At 39.3% G+C, this 21,401-nt stretch carries 21 protein-coding genes; 5 read left to right on the top strand and 16 right to left on the bottom strand.

The genetic code is table 11. The features are described from left to right. The first annotated feature begins 19 nt into the window (after positions 1-19). Positions 20-1,594: an apolipoprotein N-acyltransferase gene (gene lnt / locus ATK78_RS21160; protein WP_394346957.1), complete on the top strand. Its 1,575-nt coding sequence runs from the start codon at positions 20-22 to the stop codon at positions 1,592-1,594. On the opposite strand, the gene ATK78_RS21155 is transcribed toward lnt, so the two are convergent. Further along, positions 1,586-3,226, bottom strand: a complete 1,641-nt coding sequence (locus tag ATK78_RS21155) for an NAD+ synthase (RefSeq protein ID WP_133578128.1) — start codon at positions 3,224-3,226, stop codon at positions 1,586-1,588. The two genes, lnt and ATK78_RS21155, sit on opposite strands and share 9 nt — an antisense overlap. Before the next feature lie 37 nt (positions 3,227-3,263). Next, positions 3,264-3,932 (bottom strand): porin family protein, encoded by a 669-nt coding sequence (locus ATK78_RS21150; protein WP_133578127.1) that lies wholly within the window; start codon positions 3,930-3,932, stop codon positions 3,264-3,266. Positions 3,933-3,950: 18 nt separating this feature from the next. Between ATK78_RS21150 and gldB the strand changes: the two genes are divergently transcribed. Further along, positions 3,951-5,066, top strand: a complete 1,116-nt coding sequence (gldB, locus tag ATK78_RS21145; RefSeq protein WP_133578126.1) for a gliding motility lipoprotein GldB — start codon at positions 3,951-3,953, stop codon at positions 5,064-5,066. Between the two features lie 7 nt (positions 5,067-5,073). Further along, complete coding sequence (locus ATK78_RS21140; protein WP_133578125.1) at positions 5,074-5,862, top strand: patatin-like phospholipase family protein; 789 nt, start codon at positions 5,074-5,076, stop codon at positions 5,860-5,862. Here ATK78_RS21140 and ATK78_RS21135 read toward each other — a convergent pair. Genes ATK78_RS21135 through ATK78_RS21110 form a run of 6 tightly spaced genes read right to left on the bottom strand, consistent with a single transcriptional unit; the run spans position 5,855 to position 10,628 of the window. After that, positions 5,855-6,574, bottom strand: coding sequence for a 2-phosphosulfolactate phosphatase (locus ATK78_RS21135; protein ID WP_133578124.1), 720 nt, complete (start codon positions 6,572-6,574; stop codon positions 5,855-5,857). The two genes, ATK78_RS21140 and ATK78_RS21135, sit on opposite strands and share 8 nt — an antisense overlap. Positions 6,575-6,600: 26 nt before the next feature. Further along, positions 6,601-7,680 (bottom strand): glycine cleavage system aminomethyltransferase GcvT, encoded by a 1,080-nt coding sequence (gene gcvT, locus ATK78_RS21130; RefSeq protein WP_133578123.1) that lies wholly within the window; start codon positions 7,678-7,680, stop codon positions 6,601-6,603. 40 nt (positions 7,681-7,720) lie between these two features. After that, positions 7,721-8,923, bottom strand: a complete 1,203-nt coding sequence (locus ATK78_RS21125; RefSeq protein ID WP_133578122.1) for a glycosyltransferase family 4 protein — start codon at positions 8,921-8,923, stop codon at positions 7,721-7,723. Positions 8,924-8,963: 40 nt separating this feature from the next. Next, complete coding sequence (locus ATK78_RS21120) at positions 8,964-9,503, bottom strand: hypothetical protein (protein WP_133578121.1); 540 nt, start codon at positions 9,501-9,503, stop codon at positions 8,964-8,966. 28 nt (positions 9,504-9,531) lie between these two features. Beyond that, the gene (locus tag ATK78_RS21115) at positions 9,532-10,050 is read right to left on the bottom strand and encodes a hypothetical protein (protein WP_133578120.1); all 519 of its coding nucleotides are present in this window, start codon (positions 10,048-10,050) and stop codon (positions 9,532-9,534) included. Positions 10,051-10,100: 50 nt separating this feature from the next. Beyond that, complete coding sequence (locus ATK78_RS21110) at positions 10,101-10,628, bottom strand: hypothetical protein (protein ID WP_133578119.1); 528 nt, start codon at positions 10,626-10,628, stop codon at positions 10,101-10,103. A gap of 659 nt (positions 10,629-11,287) precedes the next feature. On the opposite strand from ATK78_RS21110, the gene ATK78_RS21105 reads away from it, so the two are divergent. Next, positions 11,288-13,138, top strand: a complete 1,851-nt coding sequence (locus ATK78_RS21105) for a TlpA family protein disulfide reductase (RefSeq protein ID WP_166664939.1) — start codon at positions 11,288-11,290, stop codon at positions 13,136-13,138. 18 nt (positions 13,139-13,156) lie between these two features. Here ATK78_RS21105 and ATK78_RS21100 read toward each other — a convergent pair whose 3' ends face one another. Genes ATK78_RS21100 through ATK78_RS21085 form a run of 4 tightly spaced genes read right to left on the bottom strand, consistent with a single transcriptional unit; the run spans position 13,157 to position 16,990 of the window. Beyond that, positions 13,157-13,768: a ribonuclease HII gene (locus ATK78_RS21100; RefSeq protein WP_133578117.1), complete on the bottom strand. Its 612-nt coding sequence runs from the start codon at positions 13,766-13,768 to the stop codon at positions 13,157-13,159. Positions 13,769-13,801: 33 nt separating this feature from the next. Further along, positions 13,802-14,893, bottom strand: coding sequence for an ABC transporter permease (locus ATK78_RS21095; protein WP_133578116.1), 1,092 nt, complete (start codon positions 14,891-14,893; stop codon positions 13,802-13,804). Further along, positions 14,893-16,035 carry a glycosyltransferase family 2 protein gene (locus tag ATK78_RS21090; RefSeq protein WP_133578115.1) on the bottom strand — a complete coding sequence of 381 codons (1,143 nt, stop codon included), beginning with the start codon at positions 16,033-16,035 and terminating at the stop codon, positions 14,893-14,895. Before ATK78_RS21090 ends, ATK78_RS21095 begins: the two co-directional genes overlap by 1 nt. Then, positions 16,013-16,990, bottom strand: coding sequence for a lysylphosphatidylglycerol synthase domain-containing protein (locus ATK78_RS21085; RefSeq protein WP_133578114.1), 978 nt, complete (start codon positions 16,988-16,990; stop codon positions 16,013-16,015). Before ATK78_RS21085 ends, ATK78_RS21090 begins: the two co-directional genes overlap by 23 nt. A gap of 43 nt (positions 16,991-17,033) precedes the next feature. On the opposite strand from ATK78_RS21085, the gene ruvC reads away from it, so the two are divergent. Continuing rightward, positions 17,034-17,600, top strand: coding sequence for a crossover junction endodeoxyribonuclease RuvC (ruvC, locus tag ATK78_RS21080; protein WP_133578113.1), 567 nt, complete (start codon positions 17,034-17,036; stop codon positions 17,598-17,600). A gap of 1 nt (position 17,601) precedes the next feature. On the opposite strand, the gene ATK78_RS21075 is transcribed toward ruvC, so the two are convergent. From ATK78_RS21075 to atpA, 4 genes are all read right to left on the bottom strand, one after another. After that, entirely contained in the window at positions 17,602-18,450 is an 849-nt protein-coding gene (locus ATK78_RS21075) for a DUF4349 domain-containing protein (RefSeq protein ID WP_133578112.1), read from the bottom strand. 132 nt (positions 18,451-18,582) lie between these two features. Further along, the gene (locus ATK78_RS21070; protein ID WP_133578111.1) at positions 18,583-18,798 is read right to left on the bottom strand and encodes a hypothetical protein; all 216 of its coding nucleotides are present in this window, start codon (positions 18,796-18,798) and stop codon (positions 18,583-18,585) included. Between the two features lie 78 nt (positions 18,799-18,876). Beyond that, positions 18,877-19,761: an ATP synthase F1 subunit gamma gene (gene atpG / locus ATK78_RS21065; RefSeq protein WP_133578110.1), complete on the bottom strand. Its 885-nt coding sequence runs from the start codon at positions 19,759-19,761 to the stop codon at positions 18,877-18,879. A gap of 26 nt (positions 19,762-19,787) precedes the next feature. Beyond that, the gene (gene atpA / locus ATK78_RS21060; RefSeq protein ID WP_133578109.1) at positions 19,788-21,362 is read right to left on the bottom strand and encodes a F0F1 ATP synthase subunit alpha; all 1,575 of its coding nucleotides are present in this window, start codon (positions 21,360-21,362) and stop codon (positions 19,788-19,790) included. Positions 21,363-21,401: the final 39 nt, after the last annotated feature.

Raw genomic sequence — 21,401 nt, 5'->3', positions numbered from 1 at the left:
TTTATTAAGCTCATTCTTAATGTGGCTGGCATGGCCGCCAGTTAATTATACAGCGCCACTATTACTTATAGGCCTTGTTCCGCTTTTAGTTGCATTATCGGCAATTAAAGAAGATGACAGGCTTAAAAAAGGCAAGCGTATTTTTTTAACTGCAGGACTTAGCTTTTTGGTTTGGAACACCGTCTGCATCTATTGGGTATACAATTCCATTCACTCCTTTAATGATGCATTTACATCATTACTGATCTCTTTGATCCCCTATGGATTGGGGGCATTGCTCATGACCTTCGCCTTCTGGCTGTATTACCGGCTAAGCATTTATACTTCAAAATGGATTGCTTACCTGGGATTGGTCAGCTTCTGGATTGCCATGGAATACCTGCACCAAAGCTGGGACCTGGCCTTTCCATGGATGAACCTGGGTAACGGCTTTGCCAAAATGCACCAGCTGATACAATGGTATGAATATACTGGCGTATATGGCGGTACACTGTGGGTGCTGGTTAGCAACATTATAGGTTTTGAAGCCTACCGTTCCTATAAAACAAAAAACGGATTAGAAAGGTACAAGCTATCTATTGTGCTGTCTGTGGTTATCGTTATCCCCATTACACTTTCTCTTTCTAAATACACCAGTTATGAAGAGAAAAGCGTTCCGGTAAATGTAGTTGTGGTGCAGCCCAATATAGATCCTTACTTAAAATATGGCAGCATCTCTGCTTATGAACAGGTCAGTACCCTTACGCGGCTATCTGATTCTATCGGACAAACCAATACAGAATATTTTATATGGCCGGAAACTGCCATACCTAATTTCGCCAATGAGTATGGCATCCGTACGAATATGGACTATATGCGTATTCAGGAATTTTTATCAAAGTATAAAAATGGAACCGTCATATCTGGCATAGAAAGCGTAAAGACATATCCTACCGCAGAAACAGTCAGTGCGAAGTTTGACGCAAACAGCAACCAGTATTACGATAATTTTAATGCAGCCGTTCAGATCGAAAACTCTGCAGATGTACAGTTCTATCACAAATCAAAATTGGTTCCCGGCGTAGAGAAGATGCCTTTTCCAACAGCGCTGGCCTTTTTAAAGCCAGTATTTGCAGAACTTGGCGGCTCTGTAGGCGGCTGGGGATGGCAGGATCATCCTGCTGTTTTTTATTCATACGGAGGCGTGGGTGTTACACCTGTGATCTGTTATGAATCCATCTGGGGAGAGTGGGTAGGTAAAGCAGTAAAGGATGGCGCTCAGTTCATCGCTATCATCACAAATGATGGATGGTGGGGCAATACCTCAGGTAAGGACCAGCACTTCTTATATGCAAAATTAAGGGCTATCGAAACCAGGCGCTGGATAGCAAGATCCGCCAATACCGGGATTTCGGGATTTATCGACCAAAAAGGAGATATTGTTTCGCAATCTGCATGGTGGACCAGAACCGCGCTAAAAGCAGAGATCAACCTGAACAGCGACCTCACCTTTTATGTAAAGAATGGCGACCTTATTGCCCGGTTCTTTTGCATCACTGCAATTTTACTGGCCTTGATCATTCCATACCGGAAGTGGATCAGGAAATTAAGATAGGTATTTACCTACAATAGGCATCCGCCGTCCCATACCGAATGCCTTTGGAGAAACCCTTAAGATTGGCGGAGTTTGATAGCGTTTAAATTCTGCCGTATTTACCATTTTAATGATTCTGCGAACCAGTGCTTCATCGTATCCCTGTCCAATAATTGCAGCAGAGCTTTTCTTCAATTCAATATACTGGAACAGTATTTTATCCAGTGTATCGTAGTCGGGCAGCGAATCAGAATCTTTCTGACCGGGTCTAAGTTCTGCAGAAGGTGGTTTAACTATAGAGTTCTCCGGGATCATCATACCATCTTTATTGATGTACTGGGCAAGTTCATAAACCTGTGTTTTATAAACATCGCCAATTACACCAATGGCACCGCACATGTCGCCATATAGTGTTCCGTAGCCTACTGCACACTCGCTTTTATTAGAGGTATTTAATAAGATGTAACCAAACTTATTAGACATGGCCATCACCACAATGCCCCGGCACCTGGCCTGGATATTCTCTTCTGCGAGGTTAAATGGGAGTCCATCAAATGCGGCAGCCATCATACCATCAAAAGCATCAGCAGCTTCTTTAATAGGAATGACCTCATGCTTACAGCCAAAGTTCCTTACCAGGTCCAGCGCATCATCAATAGAATGGTCCGACGAATATTTGGAAGGCATCAATACTGCCATTACATTTTCCGGCCCTAAAGCCCGGCAAGCCAAAGCACAGACAATGGCCGAGTCTATCCCGCCAGAAAGTCCAAGAACCGCTTTCTTAAAGCCAGATTTTGCGAAATAATCTTTAATCCCCAGAATTAACGCCTGGTATATTTGTTCAATATCAGATGAAGGCTGATGGCTTTTAGGAGCATATCCCTGAATCTCATCTCCCTCAATTGTATAAATGCGCAAGGCCTCTTCAAAATATGGCATTTCATCCAGTAACAAACCCTCTTTATTAAACGCAAGCGAGCCCCCGTCAAAAATGAGTTCTGTTTGCGCACCTACCTGGTTTACATAAAGCAGCGGCAGGTTATATTTTTTTGCATTGTCGGCAAGTACGATCATCCGCTCATCGTCATGCGAATAAGAGAATGGAGATGCCGCAATGTTGATCATAAGGTCCGGATCTTGCTCAATCAGTACATCCATCGGATTAGAAACATACAAAGGATTGTCATTGATGTTCCAAAGATCTTCACAAATGGTCAGGGCAATCTTACGTCCTTTAAATTCGATACATTCAAAATGCATTCCGGGTTCAAAATAGCGGTATTCATCAAACACATCATAGGTAGGCAGCAATGCTTTTTTAACAACTGATTTCACCTCGCCATCTGCAATAAAGTAAGCCGCGTTATGCAGGTCTTTACCCGCAGGGGATGTATTTTTAATGGGTAAGCCAATGATACAGGCAATATCCTTGCAATGGGCGGCAATTTGTTGTGCTGCATTTTCACAGAGTTCAATGAACTCATCAAATTCAAGAAAATCCCGTGGAGGATAGCCGCATACCGCAAGTTCTGCAAATACAACCAGATCAGCGCCCTGATCTTTGGCAGACTGGATACTATCGATAATCTTACTGGTATTGTCTTCAAAATTTCCGATGTGGTAATTTAACTGCGCTAATGCTATCTTCATTGTATTACTAGGTTAACCTTTTTTGAACTGCGGATATTTAAAAGAATACACCAAAATTGATGCCTACATAATGATTTTTTACACTGCTATTCTTATCACTGGTAATGTCAGTAAAACCATTGTTAAACGTTAAACCTCCGGTAATGGCCGTATTGCCACGGATATCAAACTCAGCACCGGCACCAATGATCAGTCCGGCACGATAGAATTTAATCGATTCTGAGATGTTTTCGTCCCTGATCTTAACACCTGTTGCATCGGCATCCTGATGCGCACCGATATTAATGTCGTTAGAAAGACCAAACTGTCCATACCAGCGCACATTATTGATCATTCCTGTTTTGAGCTTTAAGGTAAGCGGAATTTCAATGTACTGGAGCTTATATTTTAAATCATAAAGGGTTTGTGAAGGAGGCATAGCAGGAGACGCATTAGACGTAAACACTTCCTGACTTTTACCATTAATAGTGGTTATTGTAAGACCGGTAGCAAAGCTGTAATTCCGGGCAAAATCAAAGTCTGCCAGCAACCCGTAAGAAAAGCCAGGCGATACGCTGTTGCTCTTACCCACCTCTGGCTTTACCCATCCAATAGTAGGATGTGCCGTTAAGCCGAGTCTAAAACCATAATCATATACCGGAGATTCTTGCGCAAATGCATGACCTGTTAATATCAATAACAGCAAAGCGATAAATGTTCTTTTCATATTATTATATTTGTTACGATGATATATAACGTAAAACTCGCCCAAAGCTATCTAATTTTTCTATTTGTACCTGCATTTTTTTCATCCGCAAGTTCCCGCGCATTCGGCTTTACAAAGCTCCGGGCTGTTTATTCAGGCTTTCTTTTAGGTGGTTTACTGTTAACAGCATCCTGCACGCAAAGTACAAAACCTGATATTTCTGCTATACATCTGGATGTAAAAATTGAACGTTTTGACCAGGACCTCTATGCCGGAAAAACGAAGGACATCAGCAGTACCGATCAAACGCTAAAGAAAAAATACGGTTTCTTTTATGATGACTTTATGCAGCGGATCATTGGTAATCCGAGTTATACCAATCCAGAAATATTAAGCACCCTATATAAGGATCAGGCATTTACAGATCTGTATACCGAAACAGACAGTGTTTTTAAAGATTTAAAGCCCATTGAGCAAGAACTTACGGAAGCCTTTAAATACATCAAATATTATTATCCGAAATCGCGCACACCCAGGTTCATTTCCTTTATCTCAGGCTTTGCCGTGCAAACGCCAATCGGCGACAATTACATGGGCATTGGCCTGGATATGTTTTTAGGCAAGAACAGTAAATTTTATGGCGCCATTGTAACCAGCGTACCCACCTATCTTTCCAGACGTTTTAGCCCGGAATACATCGTACCGCGCCTTACAGAAACCTATTCCCGTGAAGAACTGTTCCCGGCACGTGATGAAGACCGGACATTAATATCCAGGATGATCCAGAATGGAAAGATCCTGTATTTTATGGACCAGGTATTATCGGGGCAAGTACCCGATTCGGTTAAAATTGGCTATACCATGAACCAGCTGGAATGGTGTAAAACATTTGAACCAGACATCTGGGGATTTTTCCTGGAGAATAACCTGCTGTTTGAAACGGACTATCAAAAGATCCAGGTTTATTTGAGCGAGGGGCCATTTACACCTGGACTCGGAGAAAAAAGAGAATCTGCACCTAAGTTGGGTGTATGGGTTGGCTGGCAAATTGTAAGAAAGTACATGCAAGAGAATAAAGACATTACCCTGCAGCAGCTGATGAAAGAACAGGATACACAAAAGATCTTAAACTTATCAAGATATAAACCTAAATAGCCCGAACATGAAAGTTGGAATCGTATTATCTGGTGGTGGAATCAGGGGCATTGCACATTTAGGTGTTTTAAAAGCCTTTATCAATGCCGGAATAAAATTTAGCCACATTAGCGGAACCAGTGCAGGCTCTATTGCCGGTGCATTCTACGCCGCAGGGATTGATCCGGAAGAAGGACTTAATATATTTATCAAAACAAAATTACTAAGGTTTATAAGGCCAGCTGTAGGCTCATTGGGACTAATCAATATTGAGCATACCGCAGATCTGCTGAAAGAATATTTTCCGGACGATAAAATAGAAAACCTGAAGATCCCGCTTACCATTGCGGCAACGAACTTTAGCGAAGGCGAATTGGTTTATTTCAATAAGGGACCATTGATCAGGGCGATACAGGCATCCAGCTGTATTCCCGGTATCTTTAAGCCGATCATGATTGATGGGCAGATGTATGTAGATGGCGGGATTCTAAATAACTTCCCGGTTGAACCGTTATTGAAGACCTGCGACTTTATCATCGGTTCATCCTGCAACCATTTAAAGAAGGTAGATAAGATCACCAACATTACCTCGTTAATGACCAGGGCCGGCATCATGTCCATCAATAAGGATATGGAAGAAAAGGTAAAGTTCTGTAATGTATTGATTGAGCCAAAAGGAATGGGTGAGATCAGTACGTTTGATATGAAAAAGGCAGAGACGATCTATTGGCTGGCCTATGAAGAAACACTTAAAACCATTAAGAACAGCGATAGCTTGTCGGAATTAATCAAAAAACCCGTACAGAAAGTTACGTAGTTTTAAGGAGCACAAGGCTGTCTCCCTGCAATACAGGTATCGCTTCACAAATATCCAACTGCAGACAGAATTTAACGTCTTCTTCGATGTTAAGCGCCGCTAAGCGGTGACTATGGGAAGACTTGTGAAGATAAGCCCTGAGGTCGTCTTTTGCAAGCTGATACAAATCTTCGGCAGCAACACAAGAATCATCAAAATGGGTAAAGTCCTTACGCAGTTCAGCAACAACAGCACCAGCAAACAGGGTGTCTTCCAGGTTAAAATTATCTTTCCATCCGGCACAAAGTAACAGCACATCTTTATCCTGTACTTTAAGCCAGTTACAGAGGGACTTCAGGTTTAGAAAGGAACCGATTACCACCTGGTGTGCAGTTGTACTCGCCATATGCAAGGCTTTGGTACCATTGGTGGTGGTTAAAACAACTGTTTTACCGCCAACTTTTTCCTTAGTATAAGAGAATGGAGAATTGCCGAAGTCATATCCTTCAACCACTTCTCCATTCCGCTCTGCGGCCAATAAAAACCCCTGATCAGCATACGTCAAACAATCCTCTACATTGGCAACGGGAATAATGGCTTCTGCACCATTATTTATGCCATATACAATGGACGAAGTTGCCCTGAGCACATCAATAACAACCACGATACTACTATCGATGGTATATAGATTAAGCAGTGCCGGGGTTAAACAAACTTCTATTCTTCTTTGCATCTGAAATTGGGGATACGGTACAGGAATTATTTATAAAATGGGAACTTAACCACTTTAGCTTTGATCTTGCTGTTACGGATATTGATAAATATTTCCGTTCCTTCTTTGTCAAAACCTTTGTTAAGGTAACCCATTCCAATTGCTTTTTGTAAAGATGGGGCCTGGGTACCTGAAGTCACTTTACCAATTACATTACCTTCAGCATCAACAATCTCATAATCGTGACGGGGAATACCTCTGTCGATCATTTCAAATCCAACAAGTTTACGGGTAATGCCAGCTTCCTTTTGAGCCAGTAAAGCTTCAGAATTGGTGAACTTTTTAGTGAACTTAGTGATCCATCCTAAACCAGCTTCAATCGGCGAAGTAGTATCATCAATGTCGTTTCCATAAAGGCAGAATCCCATTTCCAGACGTAGGGTATCTCTTGCACCCAAACCAATTGGTTTGATGTTTAAAGACTCGCCAGCTTTGAAAATAGCATCCCAGATCTGGTCAGCATGTTCGTTTTCGAAATAGATCTCAAAACCACCGGCACCAGTATAACCAGTTGCAGAAATTACCACATTATCGATCCCGGCAAAGCGGCCTTTTACGAAGTTGTAATATTCCATAGAAGCGAGGTCAACCTCAGTTAAGCTCTGCAATGCTTCTGCAGCTTTTGGGCCCTGGATAGCAAGCAAAGATGTTTGATCAGAAATGTTATGCATTTCTACATCCTTATCGTTGTATTTCTGGATCCAGTTCCAGTCTTTCTCAATATTGGAAGCGTTAACAACCAGCATGTATGTTTTTTCGTCAATACGATAAACCAATAGATCGTCAACAATACCGCCATCTTCATTTGGAAGACAAGAGTATTGAACTTTACCATCATAAAGTTTTGAAGCATCGTTACTGGTAACGCGTTGGATCAAATCAAGGGCATTTTCTCCCTTTAAAATAAATTCACCCATGTGACTAACGTCAAAAACGCCAACACCGTTTCGAACTACAGCATGCTCTGCATTGATGCCTTCATATTGTACCGGCATATTGTACCCTGCAAATGGTACCATTTTAGCCCCTAAAGAAATGTGTTTGTCTGTTAATGCGGTATTATTCATATTTTATATCTGTAAAAACGTGGGCAAAAGTACATAAAATTTAAGCACTAACTAATTTTTGATAGATATTCAACATTCTTTCAGATATAGTAGAAATATCATGGTCCCGCTCCACGGTTTTACGGGCATTTTCACCGATTTCGTGCCATTTATTGGGATTGGTGATGCATTGAAGGATAGACCGGTAAAATTCATCGGCAGTATCGGCAATCATGATGTCTTTTCCGGGCTCACACCTGATCCCTTCGGCAGCCATACTGGTAGCAATCACACATTTTTTCATGGCCATCCCCTCAATGATCTTAACGCGCATACCACTGCCTGATAATAGAGGAACGATCATGATCGATTTAGAGTTGATAAATTCTACGGCATCAAAAACCTCACCTTCCACAACGAGGTTGTCGGAGTCGTATTCGAAGAATTCCCGCTGCATGTTCTTACCGGCAATATAGAAACGAAGTTCACTGTTTAGCTTTTCAATATCTGGCCAGATCTCATCCAGAAACCATTCCAATCCTTCTTTATTAGGGCGCCAGTCCATCGAACCAATGTGAAATAAGGTCGGGAAACTGGGTTTCGCTGTATTTATAACATATCTTTCAAAATCTAATGCTACAGGGAATACTTCAATTCCTACCTCACAGCCAAACCGAAGGATGGCATGCCTGTCCTGCTCACTAATGGCAAAGACCTGGTGAAAACGGTTGATCTGTTCGGTTTCATAGATCTTTAAACGGCGGGCAAGGAATTGGAGATACTTCCTCCTTGGCGTAAACCGTTCGGTAATTGCAATGCGCTCCCATACATCAAACTCAATGTTGTGTGCCCTGTATATTATTTTGGCAGAACTGTTTGCTTTAACAATATCCAGGTAAGGAACCACGAACAGCCCCTCAAATTGAATGACATCAAACTGCTTTTCCTTTAAAATATCTTCGAGCAGCTTAGCCGCATCATCATCAAAATACCGGGAAACGTTGTAAGATTCGTTGGAGAAGATGTTAAAGAGTGCACCCCAAACATTTACTTCAGTATCCAGGTTAAATGAATGAAAATTGATGTTTTCAAATACAGGATCGTAGATGTCGTCTGTATCTACGCGGTGTTTATTGGTATTGATGCTAAAAAGCGTAATGTCGACCCCCAAACGCAGCAATCCCTTGATCGTGTTGTAAACTACAATCGGATATCCGCTGTTTGGCGGAAAGGGGACGCGGTTTGTGAGGATCAGAGTTTTCAAATCATGTGAAAATACACATTATCTGCAAAAAAATCATCAATTAATCTATATACACGATAACTTGGCCTGTTTTCAAAAGCCATTTACCTTTAAGGTTTTCATAAAACCATGCCGTTTTTGAACCTGAAAGGTTTGATCCAGAGAAAGACAACAAAGTAAACATTACTATAGCTTTATTTGATTCTTTCGAGAAAATAACTGGAGAGAATATAAGTCGCTCCGCTGGCAGTATACCTTCAATGTCCTTAAACCATCTCTTGCCTTTGGTTTCCAATTTATAATCTGCAATTTTTGAGGTGTCTACGTTACTTAAAAAAGTACGCCATTCTTTTTGTTCCAGAAACCTTTTCGTATCACCTCCTACAGTATTTAAATCTTTGAAATCGAAATACCTTAGATAATCACTCCTGTCTGTTTGTAGATTTATTGTTATCTGATTTTTGTGGATTTTTAATCGGTCAACAACAAGATTATGAATTGATATAGTGTCACTTCGTCTTAATTTCTGAGCATAAGAAGTCTTACTTACAGTTAGCAGAAGAGCACAAAACAGCAGGGTCCTATTTAAATATCTTCTCAAATTGACTTTCTGTTTATTGGCCTATAAATTAATCAAAATATAGAACGGTTACATATGATTTTAACATCCACTCATTTTTTTGTCTCTCAAAAAAGAATACCGTTGTTCCTCCAGAAGACTTACTTAATGTGGAGTATAAGCCAAAAATGCTTATTGCTTTATCTAAGTTATTTGAGAAAATAACTGGCGCAAATATTATTTCATATGATGGATTATTTTCCAAATTATCCTTAAACCACTTATCTCCCTTTGTTTGTAATTTATAATCTTTAATAGTGCCGGTATCTACATCATTCAAAAATAAGATCCAGTCTTTCTGATTAAATGATCCATTAACGTCATAACCAAATATTGGGTTTTTAAAATCAAAATCTTTCAAATAACTTTTTTCTGTTTTTTCACGAACAGTTAACTTATCGGCTTTCTTTAAATTCTTTATTACAAGATTATAAATATTAAAAGATTCATTCTGCTCTGTTCTTTGACCATGCAAAATGTTGCATGATGAAAACATGAAAATTAAACAAACAGTTAAGTATCTTTTCATACTAACATCCGTTTGTTGTAGAATTGAGGATACGTTATGGCTTAATCCCATTAATCCAAATACATTAATGTTTCTACGATTTTCATTACCCATTTATGATCTATTTTTTCAAAAAACCAAGCCATAATTGACCCCGAGGTGGAACCATACGTAGTAACTATGTATATTTTAGCTAAAACCATAGCCTTTTTAGAGTCGTTGGAAATAATGGCTGGAGAAAATGTTAGTTTGTGCTCTGTTAGGGGATATTTAGTTGTATCCAAAACTAATTCACCTTTGCTCTCCAATTTATAATCACGAATTTTGGACGTGTCAATTTCGTTTAAAAAGTCAATTAAATCATTCTCTTCAAGTTTTTTCTTAAAATTACCAGAAATAGTATTAAGATCATTAAACTCGAATTCCTTCAAAATATTCTTATTCGTAGTTGAACGGAGAACGATTCCAAGTTTATATTTCTTATGAAAATCAATAACCAATTGGTGAACTTCAAGGATATCCTTTTTCTTTATTCCTTGGCATTGAGCAGGTAGATAATAGAAAGCTAGGACACTTATGAAGAGAATATATTTTTTCACGCGAAGGTCTTTTTTATTAGAAACATAATCTTATTATGGAAGTTCTGCAATTTATTGTTAAGTAAAAACAAATCCCTGTATTCATTTTATGAGTGCTTCTTTAGCCTATTAATTAAACACTGTTTATAAAAATTTAACATATCTTAACATGGCTATACTTTAACCGCAAGTAAGGTAACAGAATTAATTATATATCTTACAGAACTATTGTTAACACTCACATGAAATTCTTAAAAAAAAACCTTCTTTTAATTATTATTCTATTCTTAACCTGTTCCGCATTTAGCCAAGAACTAAAATTATTAGAAGGTGAAACATTTTCTTATGAATATTTGATTGTTAAAATTCACAAGGAACCAATGAGCGATGGCTCGTTAACAAAATACCTCAAAATCGAACTAACTATAAAGGAAAAAAATAAAGCTGGTTACCTAATATCAGTAAAGCAACCCAGAACAATTACATTTAACCCATTTTTTGGTAAATATGATACCAATTCAAAGTTAAGATATGATCCACTACCCTATCTAATTCAAGATAATCTCCTGTGTTACATACCACTGTATATACAAATCGATAATTCTGGAAATATCTTGAATGTTCAGGACAGGGATAATTTGCAAAAAAAGATCCTGGAAGAACAATACAAATACATTGATATGACAGATCGGACAAGGTTTGAAAAGGGGGCAGCTAACTTTGTAAAAAATCCAGGTTTTCTGAACATATGCAGGCAGATTTTTAAACCCGAAAAAAGCGAAACTAAAGAAGTCAATAACAATTTAGGTCGTCTGATTTACAAAACTGATATTAAATATGATGTAAATGGATTACTGGCTAATTATAGTTTTGATTCAACTGTAACCTACAAATCCTCCACAAAGCTTTTTTCAGAAAGACGGGTTATTACGCGCTTAAATCATGCAGACAAAGAATCAAAGACCCTTAAGTTGGCCTATCAGGAATTATATCCAAATGGATATATCAATAACGATCCAAGTGCAGTATGGAAGCTGGATGCACTGCTTAAGAAGTATGAAGATAACAAACTTGAAAACTCCGAAGAATTTTATACAAAGCAGATTGAACTGATAGATCGGCATATGCCTGCAAATGATTATGAATACTGGAACAAACGTCTGGAAGTAAGTTTGTATATTGGAGATGACCTCGATGATTTACTTGAGAAAGTGCCGGTAACATTTATGACTAATTATTTAATTCTTATTGAAAAACTCAGCAGGAATTTCGAAGATTTAGATGCAGATGCTTTTTTATCTACGCTTACCAGATTATATAATACCAATGATGCAGGAACTGAAATAAATATATTTACAGAAGACCTGGATGAGTTAATAAATACTGAGTTTGCAAAAAAGGCATTGACATCAACCAATTCCAAAGAAAGGATATTCTTTGATAATTTTCGCGCAAAAATCTTAACCGCTAAAAATAAGCGAATAGCGGCTCCATTTCTGACGCTTTTTGATTATATAGAGTTGAGCAAATCCCAGGATACTGATCTGATTTTCAAACTATTGGCTGAGGACTCACGCTCTTTTTCTGAATATACCTGGAGGTATAAATTGATGACCTACGATTTCCTTAAAAAAATTAAAATATCAGATTCTGTATCCACGGTATATTTAGACAGCATTTTAAATGGAATTCAAAAAGATATAAAAGTTATTGATTCACTTGCTGCGGGAACAAATTCAGATAGCTATTATTGGAAAAGATATCGGCCGAAATTAAGACTACTGTACAAAATATACTTAAGCCAGGCCTATTCCAGAAAAAGCGAAAGTAGCCCTGAACTTAAAAATAGCTATGAAAAACTTGCCCGTGAGTACCGTCCTGATTTAAAAGAAATCGCAGACCTAGGTCTGGAGATTAAAATAGAAAATGATTTTCTGCCAAATCGGCCTGATGAATTTTACCTCTCTTCAGCTAAAGATACAGATCCGGATGCATATTTAGAAGAATTAACCTCCATGTGCATTGTTGAACCACTTCGGTATAAAACCCTGGAAAGTGAATATAAGCGATTACATCCGGAGGGCAACTTTAAAGTGTATTTTAACAGTCAAATCAAGAAATATTTGCCATCGGTAGACTTTAAACTAGACGATTACCTGGGTTCAAACTTTAACTCACTGGACCATAAAGGTAAATTTATCTTTATTGATTTCTGGGGAACCTGGTGCGGTGCATGTTTGCCTGAGATGGGTAACATTGATGCCTATTTCAAATCAAATCAGGCAAATACCGATCTAAAGGTTATTACCATCGCTTGTTTTGATAAGAAGGAAAATATCCAGAAGTATATGTCAGGCAATCAATATTCTTTTCCAGTGTTGATGTCAGACGGCATAATAGAGAAAAAAACCAAAATCAGTCATTACCCAACCAAACTGCTGATACTTCCAAATGGCACTTATTTACCCCTTCCACTTAGAAGTGATTATAAAGATTTGGTTGGCAAATACATGAAATGGCATATTGAATAATCAATAATACCTATTAGATTACCTTTCAGTTTCTAAAAACAGATCCAACTGCGGATTGGTAATCGTGAACGTTTTACGGTGATAGGGTGATAAACCATGCTCAATGGCAGCAGTCCGGTGAACAATAGTAGGATATCCTTTATTTTGATGCCATTGATAATGCGGATACTGACCTGATAAATTATCCATGAACTCATCACGATGGGTTTTGGCCAGAATAGAAGCGGCAGCAATATTCAGGTACTTACCGTCCCCTTTTATAATACAGGTATGCGGGATATCCGGATACGCTTTAAACCGGTTCCCGTCAATACTTAAGTACTGCGGTTGAATGCTTAACTTTTCAACGGCACGGTGCATTGCGAGAAAAGAAGCATTTAGAATATTGATCTTATCGATCTCCAAATTATCAACTTCGGCCACAGCCCAGGCAATTGCTTCTTTTTCAATGATCAGCCTTAAGCTGCAGCGCTGTTTATGGGTCAATTTCTTAGAATCAGTTAATTCGCCAGGAATAAAATCGGGAGGCAAAATTACAGCGGCAGCAAATACCGGACCTGCCAGGCAACCACGGCCAGCTTCATCACAGCCGGCTTCTAAAAATTCATTCTGATAACAGTTTAAAAGCATACGCAAACAAAGTTAACGATTTCGATACGTTGATTAAATAGAAATATTTTGAGACTTCACATCAAATGCATCCCTCAGCCCAATGGCTAAAAGATTAAACGCATAAACCGTGAGCATAATTGCAAGTCCGGGTAAAATAGCCAGGTACGCGGCATCCATGATGATGTAGCCATAATGTTCCTTGATCATGCCCCCCCAGCTTGGCATAGGCGGCTGGGCACCAAAACCTAAAAAGCTCAGTCCCGTTTCAAGCAAGATAGCTGCTGCAAAATTTGCAGAGGCGACAACCAAAACCGGTCCTGCAATATTCGGCAGAATGTGTTTAATGATCGTTCTGGAAGTGGAATATCCCAGTGCTTTGGAAGCTTCAACAAACTCAACCTCTTTTAAAGCCATCACCTGCCCGCGTACCAGGCGCGAAACATCAACCCAGGTAGAAAGACCTACAGCAATAAATATCTGCCAGAAGCCCTTCCCTAATGCAAATGAGATCGCAATAACCAGCAGCAAGGATGGCAGCGACCAGATCACATTCATAAACCAGCTGATCGACGCATCAGTACGTCCGCCGAAATAACCTGCCAGTGCCCCGAGACTAACCCCAATAAAAAGGGAAATGAGTACAGCGATAAGTCCCACAGATAAAGACACCCGGATACCAATGATTAACCGGCTCAGTAAGTCCCGGCCATAAATATCAGTCCCCAGCCAAAACGTTTGGCTGTACCTGTTCTCCCCCTTTATTAACGGATAAACGGTTTCTTCCGACTGCTCATCGTCACCAATATATTCCCGGGCATAAACTTTACCATTCGCCTCTCGATAAGAACTGATTGGGATACTTTTAAAATCTGCTTCCTGTCCGTTAAGCATCTTTTCAAAAATATTTACTTTAGGAACCTGGTTGTTTTTGCTGACAATCAAAAAGTCAAAACTTCTGCCCGGCTTTCTATTGCTAAGCTGCAAATGCATGGTATTTGAATATGGCGTTTGATCCGGGGTAATCACGTATCCTAAAATACCCATCACCATCAATAGCCCAATAAATAGCAATCCGGCAAAAGCAAGTTTATTTTTCTTAAACCGCTTCCAGATCTTTTTCGACGGGCTTTCATGCGCTTCCATTATTTTACCATTCTTCCTTTCCAATTGTATTTTCCGGAGTTACCTGCAATGCCAATATAAACGATATAAACGATGTGCAGCAAGCTAACAGCCGGAAATAATACCAGCAAACTTTGCCGCTTGGCAAACTTGGTTACATCGTATAAAAATAAGAATTCGAAGAACATTTTGATCAGTAGCTGAACAATCGCAACCTTGAAATAATAACCAACAAAGATACCAGAGATCAGGTTCACAAAAATATCCACATTAAACAACCAGATACAAACACCCAATACAATGATCGCTTTATTTTTATAGCTCGTGCTTTTAGAAGCCCAGCGCTTACGCTGCTGAATAAAATCAGCCAATGTAGCCTTGGCATGTGTATAAACAACAGCAGCATCATTCTTTAAAAAACCAATCCTGCCTGTATACTTTGCCGCCATTTTATGCAGCAGCAACTCATCATCACCCGAAGCCAGATCATCAATACCCTTAAATCCGCCGACCTCATAAAAAGCAGCCTTTTCATAGGCCAGGTTAGCCCCATTACAGGTAGATGGCTTATCATTGCCGATGGTAGATGCACCCAACCCAATTAAATATAAAAATTCAAGAGATTGTGCACGCTCAAAAAAGCCCTGCTCCTGGTGGTAGGCCACAGGCGATGAGATCATCTTATATTTCTTCTCTTCATAAAAAGAAACAATCATTTTTAACCAGTTTGCACCCATTCTGCAATCGGCATCGGTAGTAACGATCAAATCACCTTCAGATTGCGCGATGGCAATTTGGATGGCTTTCTTTTTATAGGAATTTAAAGGTTTCGATTCATTTAATGTAATCAATTTCACACCTCTGTCTGCATAAGAAGAGATAATCTCAGAAGTTCGATCGGTTGAATGGTCATCAATAAAGATAATCTCCAAAAGATTCTTATCGTAATTCTGTGCAACGAGGTCATCCAGCGTCTTAGCAATGTTCATTTCCTCATTCCTGGCCGCAACAATAACAGAAACTTTTGTCCTTACTTGTTTGGAAGAAAGTGCAGGTGTGTAATCGCTTAACCGGTACCATCCCCGGATAAAGGCAATGATGACCAGTATATAAAAAACACCCAGAAATAAGGAGATGTAGCTAATTGCGCTTAAGATTTCCAAAGAAATTGAGTTTAAAGACGAAATAAGATCCTAATATAGCAGGAATAATAATATTAATTAGCCAAATACTCGCCGTACATGCAATAACTGCAACATTCTGATCTGTAACCGAACTAAAAAAATAAGATGCCGTGGCACTTCTAACACCAATATCAAACAGATCCAGTGAGGGTAAGGTAGACTGAACAAAGAAAAGAATACTCACCAGCATAAAAATATCCAGGTAATGTATCTCGGGAATAAGCCAAAAAAACAAGATGAAATACTGACTGCTGAAAACCGCATACCTTGCCAGGCAGAACATTAAGATCCTGAACAGTTCTTTTTTATCATACCGGCCAAGAATGCTGTAAAACTTCTTGTACTTGCGCGTAAAGCGCATAGACAGTAATATTCCATTCAGCCACTTGATATTAAAATAAAAAATAATAAAGAAGAGGCAAAACATGACTGATAAGGTCAGCAGGGCATACAGAAGCCGGTAATCAATTTCAACAAACCGGTACATGAACACAAAAAGTGCAATGGCCCCGAAAATGTTGGTCAGCACCATCTGTCCGATATTCCCTACCGCCATAGCCACGACTCCCACTACCCTTCTTTTAGGGGATAGAAAGAAAACCCGTCCGCCATATTCCCCAATCCGGTTAGGTGTAAAAACGGCCCAGGTTAGACCGCAAAAAACTGATTCTATAGCCCGCCACACACTAATCCGTTCAACCTGTGCAATTAAACGTTTCCACTTCAGTGCTTCAATACACCAGTTTAAAAGCATCAGCAGAAAAACAAAGGTCATAACCAGGATGATCTCTGTTTGCGGAATCTGTTTAAGGAGGTTATTAAATTCCTCTAAATTCTCATTAGCAGATAGTTTGCTATAAATGATCCAAAATGCAAGCAGAACAATTGCCGTTTTAAGTATCAGTGAAACTATCTTTTTATATCTCGTTGTCAACTTTTTTACTTTTACTCTCTGCAAATATGCTTAATATTGTTTTATGTTGGTTGAAAAAAAGGAAAGGGTGATCATGGGAATTGATCCGGGAACCTCAATTATGGGTTATGGATTGATTTTAGAAAAAGGCAGTAAAATTGAACTGATTACGATGGGCATTGTTAGGATGGACCATCTGGATGACCATTTCCTGAAACTTCAACGGATCTTTGAAAAAACAGTAAAACTTCTGGATGAATATAAACCCGATGTGCTGGCACTGGAAGCCCCATTTTATGGAAAGAACATTCAGGTTATGCTGAAACTCGGACGGGCCCAGGGAATTGCCATGGCTGCCGCCTTATCCAGAAACATCCCGGTGGTTGAATATGCACCCCGTAAAATTAAACAATCCATAACGGGAAACGGAAACACAAGTAAAGAACAGGTAGCCGCAATGCTGCAAAGATTGCTCAACTTTAAGGAAACACCTGAATTTTTAGATGCTACCGACGGATTGTCGGTAGCAGTATGTCATTCTTTTCAGCGGATCAGTACCAGCGGAGGAAGCAGTAAATCCTATTCCGGCTGGGAGGCTTTTGCAAAGGACAATAAGAAAAGACTTAAATAATTTAAACGGCTTCTAATTTCTTCTTACGGAAGTATCTGTACATTAAATAACCGGCAATTCCAATCACAATCAGCATCCACAAGTTGGAGATGGCCAGTATAAACTCTTTAAATATTGTCCAGCCGTTGTCAATACCCAGCCAAAGCCGTTTAAAGAATCCAGGACGGTAATCGTATAAATTGTCGTTAAGAACAAGTGTGCTTTTAATGGTATTGGCCTGGTAAAAATTAAGTGTAATGTTACTATACTTAACCTTATCATTAATTCGCATATTCTCTATCTTTTTATCTACATAATCATCCTTTATGTATAAAGAAGTCTCCACATTATTACTCTTTTTTGTAGCATGTTTGTTCAGCTGGGCAACAGCCTCAACCCGGTTCTGATTCTTCAGGTTGTTTTCCAGGTAAGAGATACTCTGATCGTCCAGCTTCATACTTTGGTTGTCTACAAACAACGCCATTTTTGCTACCCGGTTGGTAAACTCATCAAGCTGATCTGAAGGTACCTTAGCCAGAATTAAACCCTCAGTATGGTAAGAAGTAAGTTCCAGCAGGGAATCTGTAGAATATTTAACCTTATCGGTTTCTGCAATCGTACTCTGAATAGAAAATTCAGCAATGGTGCCACCCATTGTTTTAACGGCACTGCTCAATTGTTCTTTGGTTTGCTGAACATCTTTAACCCTAAAGCGCATATCAGCAGTTTTAATGATCTTCGCTGATAAAGTGGTATCTTCAGCTAAAAGGTTTGACGAAACCGTATCGGCACTTTCATTATTAAATTTCTTTTCACTGTTGCAGCCCAAAACCGCTATCGTGATTACACAATAAATTAAATATTTTTTCATGATGGTAATTGTGATTGTTTTACCTTAATACAAAATATTGTAATAGGTAACCTATAAAAAAGGGCAGATCACAAAAAAAGTCCTGAACCGTATGCAGTTCAGGACTTTTTAGAAAAATATTTTAAGAATGGATTATGCGCCCAGTATTTTAAATACACCTTTACAAGCGATAAAAGCACCGAGAAATAAGATCACCCAGGATACAATAGATAAGATGGAATTATCAGCTGCAAAACGCAGGTAAACGCCCAGCATGGCAACCAATATACCTACAGTGATCAGTTTATAGATTCCTGTTTCATTAGCCGTTTTCATGCTTTCTGTATTATGTTTTGGTGTTTGTTCCATGTTATTGTTTTTATTTACGTTTCAAAAATAATATATTTTATAATAAATACGGAAATAGATCTGTATTTAAATTCTTTCTTAACCGTTCAATGCTGCAGCACCACTTACAATCTCTGTAAGTTCTGTGGTAATTGCGGCCTGTCTTGCCTGGTTGTAAGATAGTTTTAACGCTTTGATCAGGTCGCCTGCATTCTCAGTAGCTTTATCCATAGAAGTCATACGGGCACCATGCTCTGAAGCATGAGAATCCAATACGGCTTTATACAACTGGATCTTGATCGACTTAGGAATTAACTGTTCAACAATGTTTTCCTGAGAAGGTTCTAAGATATAATCTACATTCGATCCTTTAACCTTCACTGCTGCTTCAGCAGTTTTAGGCAGGGGAAGCAATTGTTCCGTAGTAACAATTTGAACGGCAGCATTTTTAAAGCGGTTATAAACCAGTTCTACTTTATCAAATTCACCTTTCACAAAGCCGGCCATGATCGAATCCGTAATTTTAGTTACGTTTTCAAAAGTAAGGGCCGTGTATACCTCGTTGTTATTTCCGATCGTATTGTAATTCCGTTTCTCGTAAAAATCCTGAGATTTCTTACCAATAGCCACGATGCTTACATTCCCGTTCTTATACTGCTCACTGTATTTATCAGCAATTAGATTGTTGGTTGCCTTAATTACATTCATGTTAAATGCACCAGCAAGACCACGGTTAGAAGAAACCACAACAATTAAAACCTTGTTGGGCTCACGCTCCTGAATAAAAGGTGATGATGATCCCTCCAAACTTGCTGATAGATTTCCAAGGATCTCTTTCAGCTTGGTCGCATAAGGACGTAACTGTACAATGGCATTGGTAGCACGCTTTAACTTCGCAGCCGAAACCATTTTCATGGCTTTGGTAATCTGCTGGGTAGATTGTACCGATGCTATACGAATTCTTACTTCTTTTAAATTAGCCATTCTTCTTTATCTTCAGTTCAGCGTAATTAGTATTTACTGGAAAGCTCTTTAGCTACCGTTTCTAATACACCTGTAATGTCATTATCAAACTTACCAGCTTTAAGGGCTTTTAAAGTTTCAGGATGACGCAATTCCAGCTGCTGTAAATATTCAGCTTCAAATTCCCTTACTTTATTGATAGGAACAGAACGCATTAAGTTTTTAGTACCGATGTAAATGATCGCAACTTGTTTCTCAACAGTCATTGGAGAGAACTGACCTTGCTTTAAGATCTCTACGTTACGCGCACCTTTATCCAATACAGATTTAGTAGCCGCATCCAGATCAGAACCGAATTTAGAGAATGCCTCTAACTCACGGTATTGAGCCTGGTCTAATTTTAACGTACCAGCAACCTTTTTCATGGATTTAATCTGGGCATTACCACCTACACGGGATACCGAGATACCTACGTTAATAGCCGGACGGATACCCGCATTAAACAAACTGCTTTCCAGGAAGATCTGTCCGTCAGTAATTGAAATTACGTTGGTTGGAATGTACGCTGAAACGTCACCAGCCTGAGTTTCGATAATTGGAAGTGCGGTTAATGAACCACCACCTTTAACAATACCTTTTAAAGATTCAGGAAGATCGTTCATGGCTTGTGCAATCTCATCATTTGAGTTGATCTTAGCAGCACGCTCTAACAAACGGCTGTGAAGATAGAACACGTCACCAGGATAAGCTTCACGGCCCGGTGGACGACGTAATAACAACGAAACCTCACGGTAAGCAACAGCTTGTTTAGACAAGTCATCATAAACGATTAAAGCTGGTCTGCCCGTATCACGGAAGAACTCACCAATTGCTGCACCAGAGAAAGGAGCATAAAACTGCAATGGAGCAGGTTCAGCAGCAGAAGCAGCAACAACAACCGTATAAGGCATTGCACCATTCTCTTCAAGCGTACGAACAATGTTCGCTACCGTACTTGCTTTTTGTCCGCAAGCTACATATATACAGAATACAGGATTTCCTGCTTCGTAAAATTCTTTTTGATTGATGATGGTATCAATACATACCGCAGTTTTACCAATCTGACGGTCACCGATCACCAGCTCACGCTGTCCGCGGCCAATTGGAATCATACCATCAATCGCTTTGATGCCGGTTTGTAAAGGCTCAGTAACCGGCTGACGATAAATTACACCGGGAGCTTTACGCTCGATCGGCATTTCATACGTCTCACCTAAGATTGGTCCTTTACCATCGATAGCCTCGCCAAGTGTATTAACAACACGGCCCAACATACCTTCACCAACTTTAATAGAGGCAATTTTCTTAGTACGTTTAATGGTATCACCTTCTTTGATATTGTCAGACGGGCCCAAAAGAACCACACCAACATTATCTTCTTCAAGGTTCAAAACGATACCTTGCAATCCGGTTTCAAATTCAACTAATTCTCCCGATTGAACTTTAGTTAAACCATAAACACGGGCAATACCATCACCCACCTGCAATACGGTACCAACTTCTTCAAGTTCTGCTTCTGATTTAAAGCCCGCCAATTGTTGCCTGATAATTGCCGATACTTCGTCTGGTCTTACCTCTACCATAATTTTATATTATTTCTTTTGTAAATCAGTATATATGAT

The sequence above is a fragment of the Pedobacter metabolipauper genome (genome assembly GCF_004362715.1).
Taxonomy (GTDB): Bacteria; Bacteroidota; Bacteroidia; order Sphingobacteriales; family Sphingobacteriaceae; genus Pedobacter; species Pedobacter metabolipauper.
This window is presented reverse-complemented; position numbering and strand designations above follow the sequence as displayed.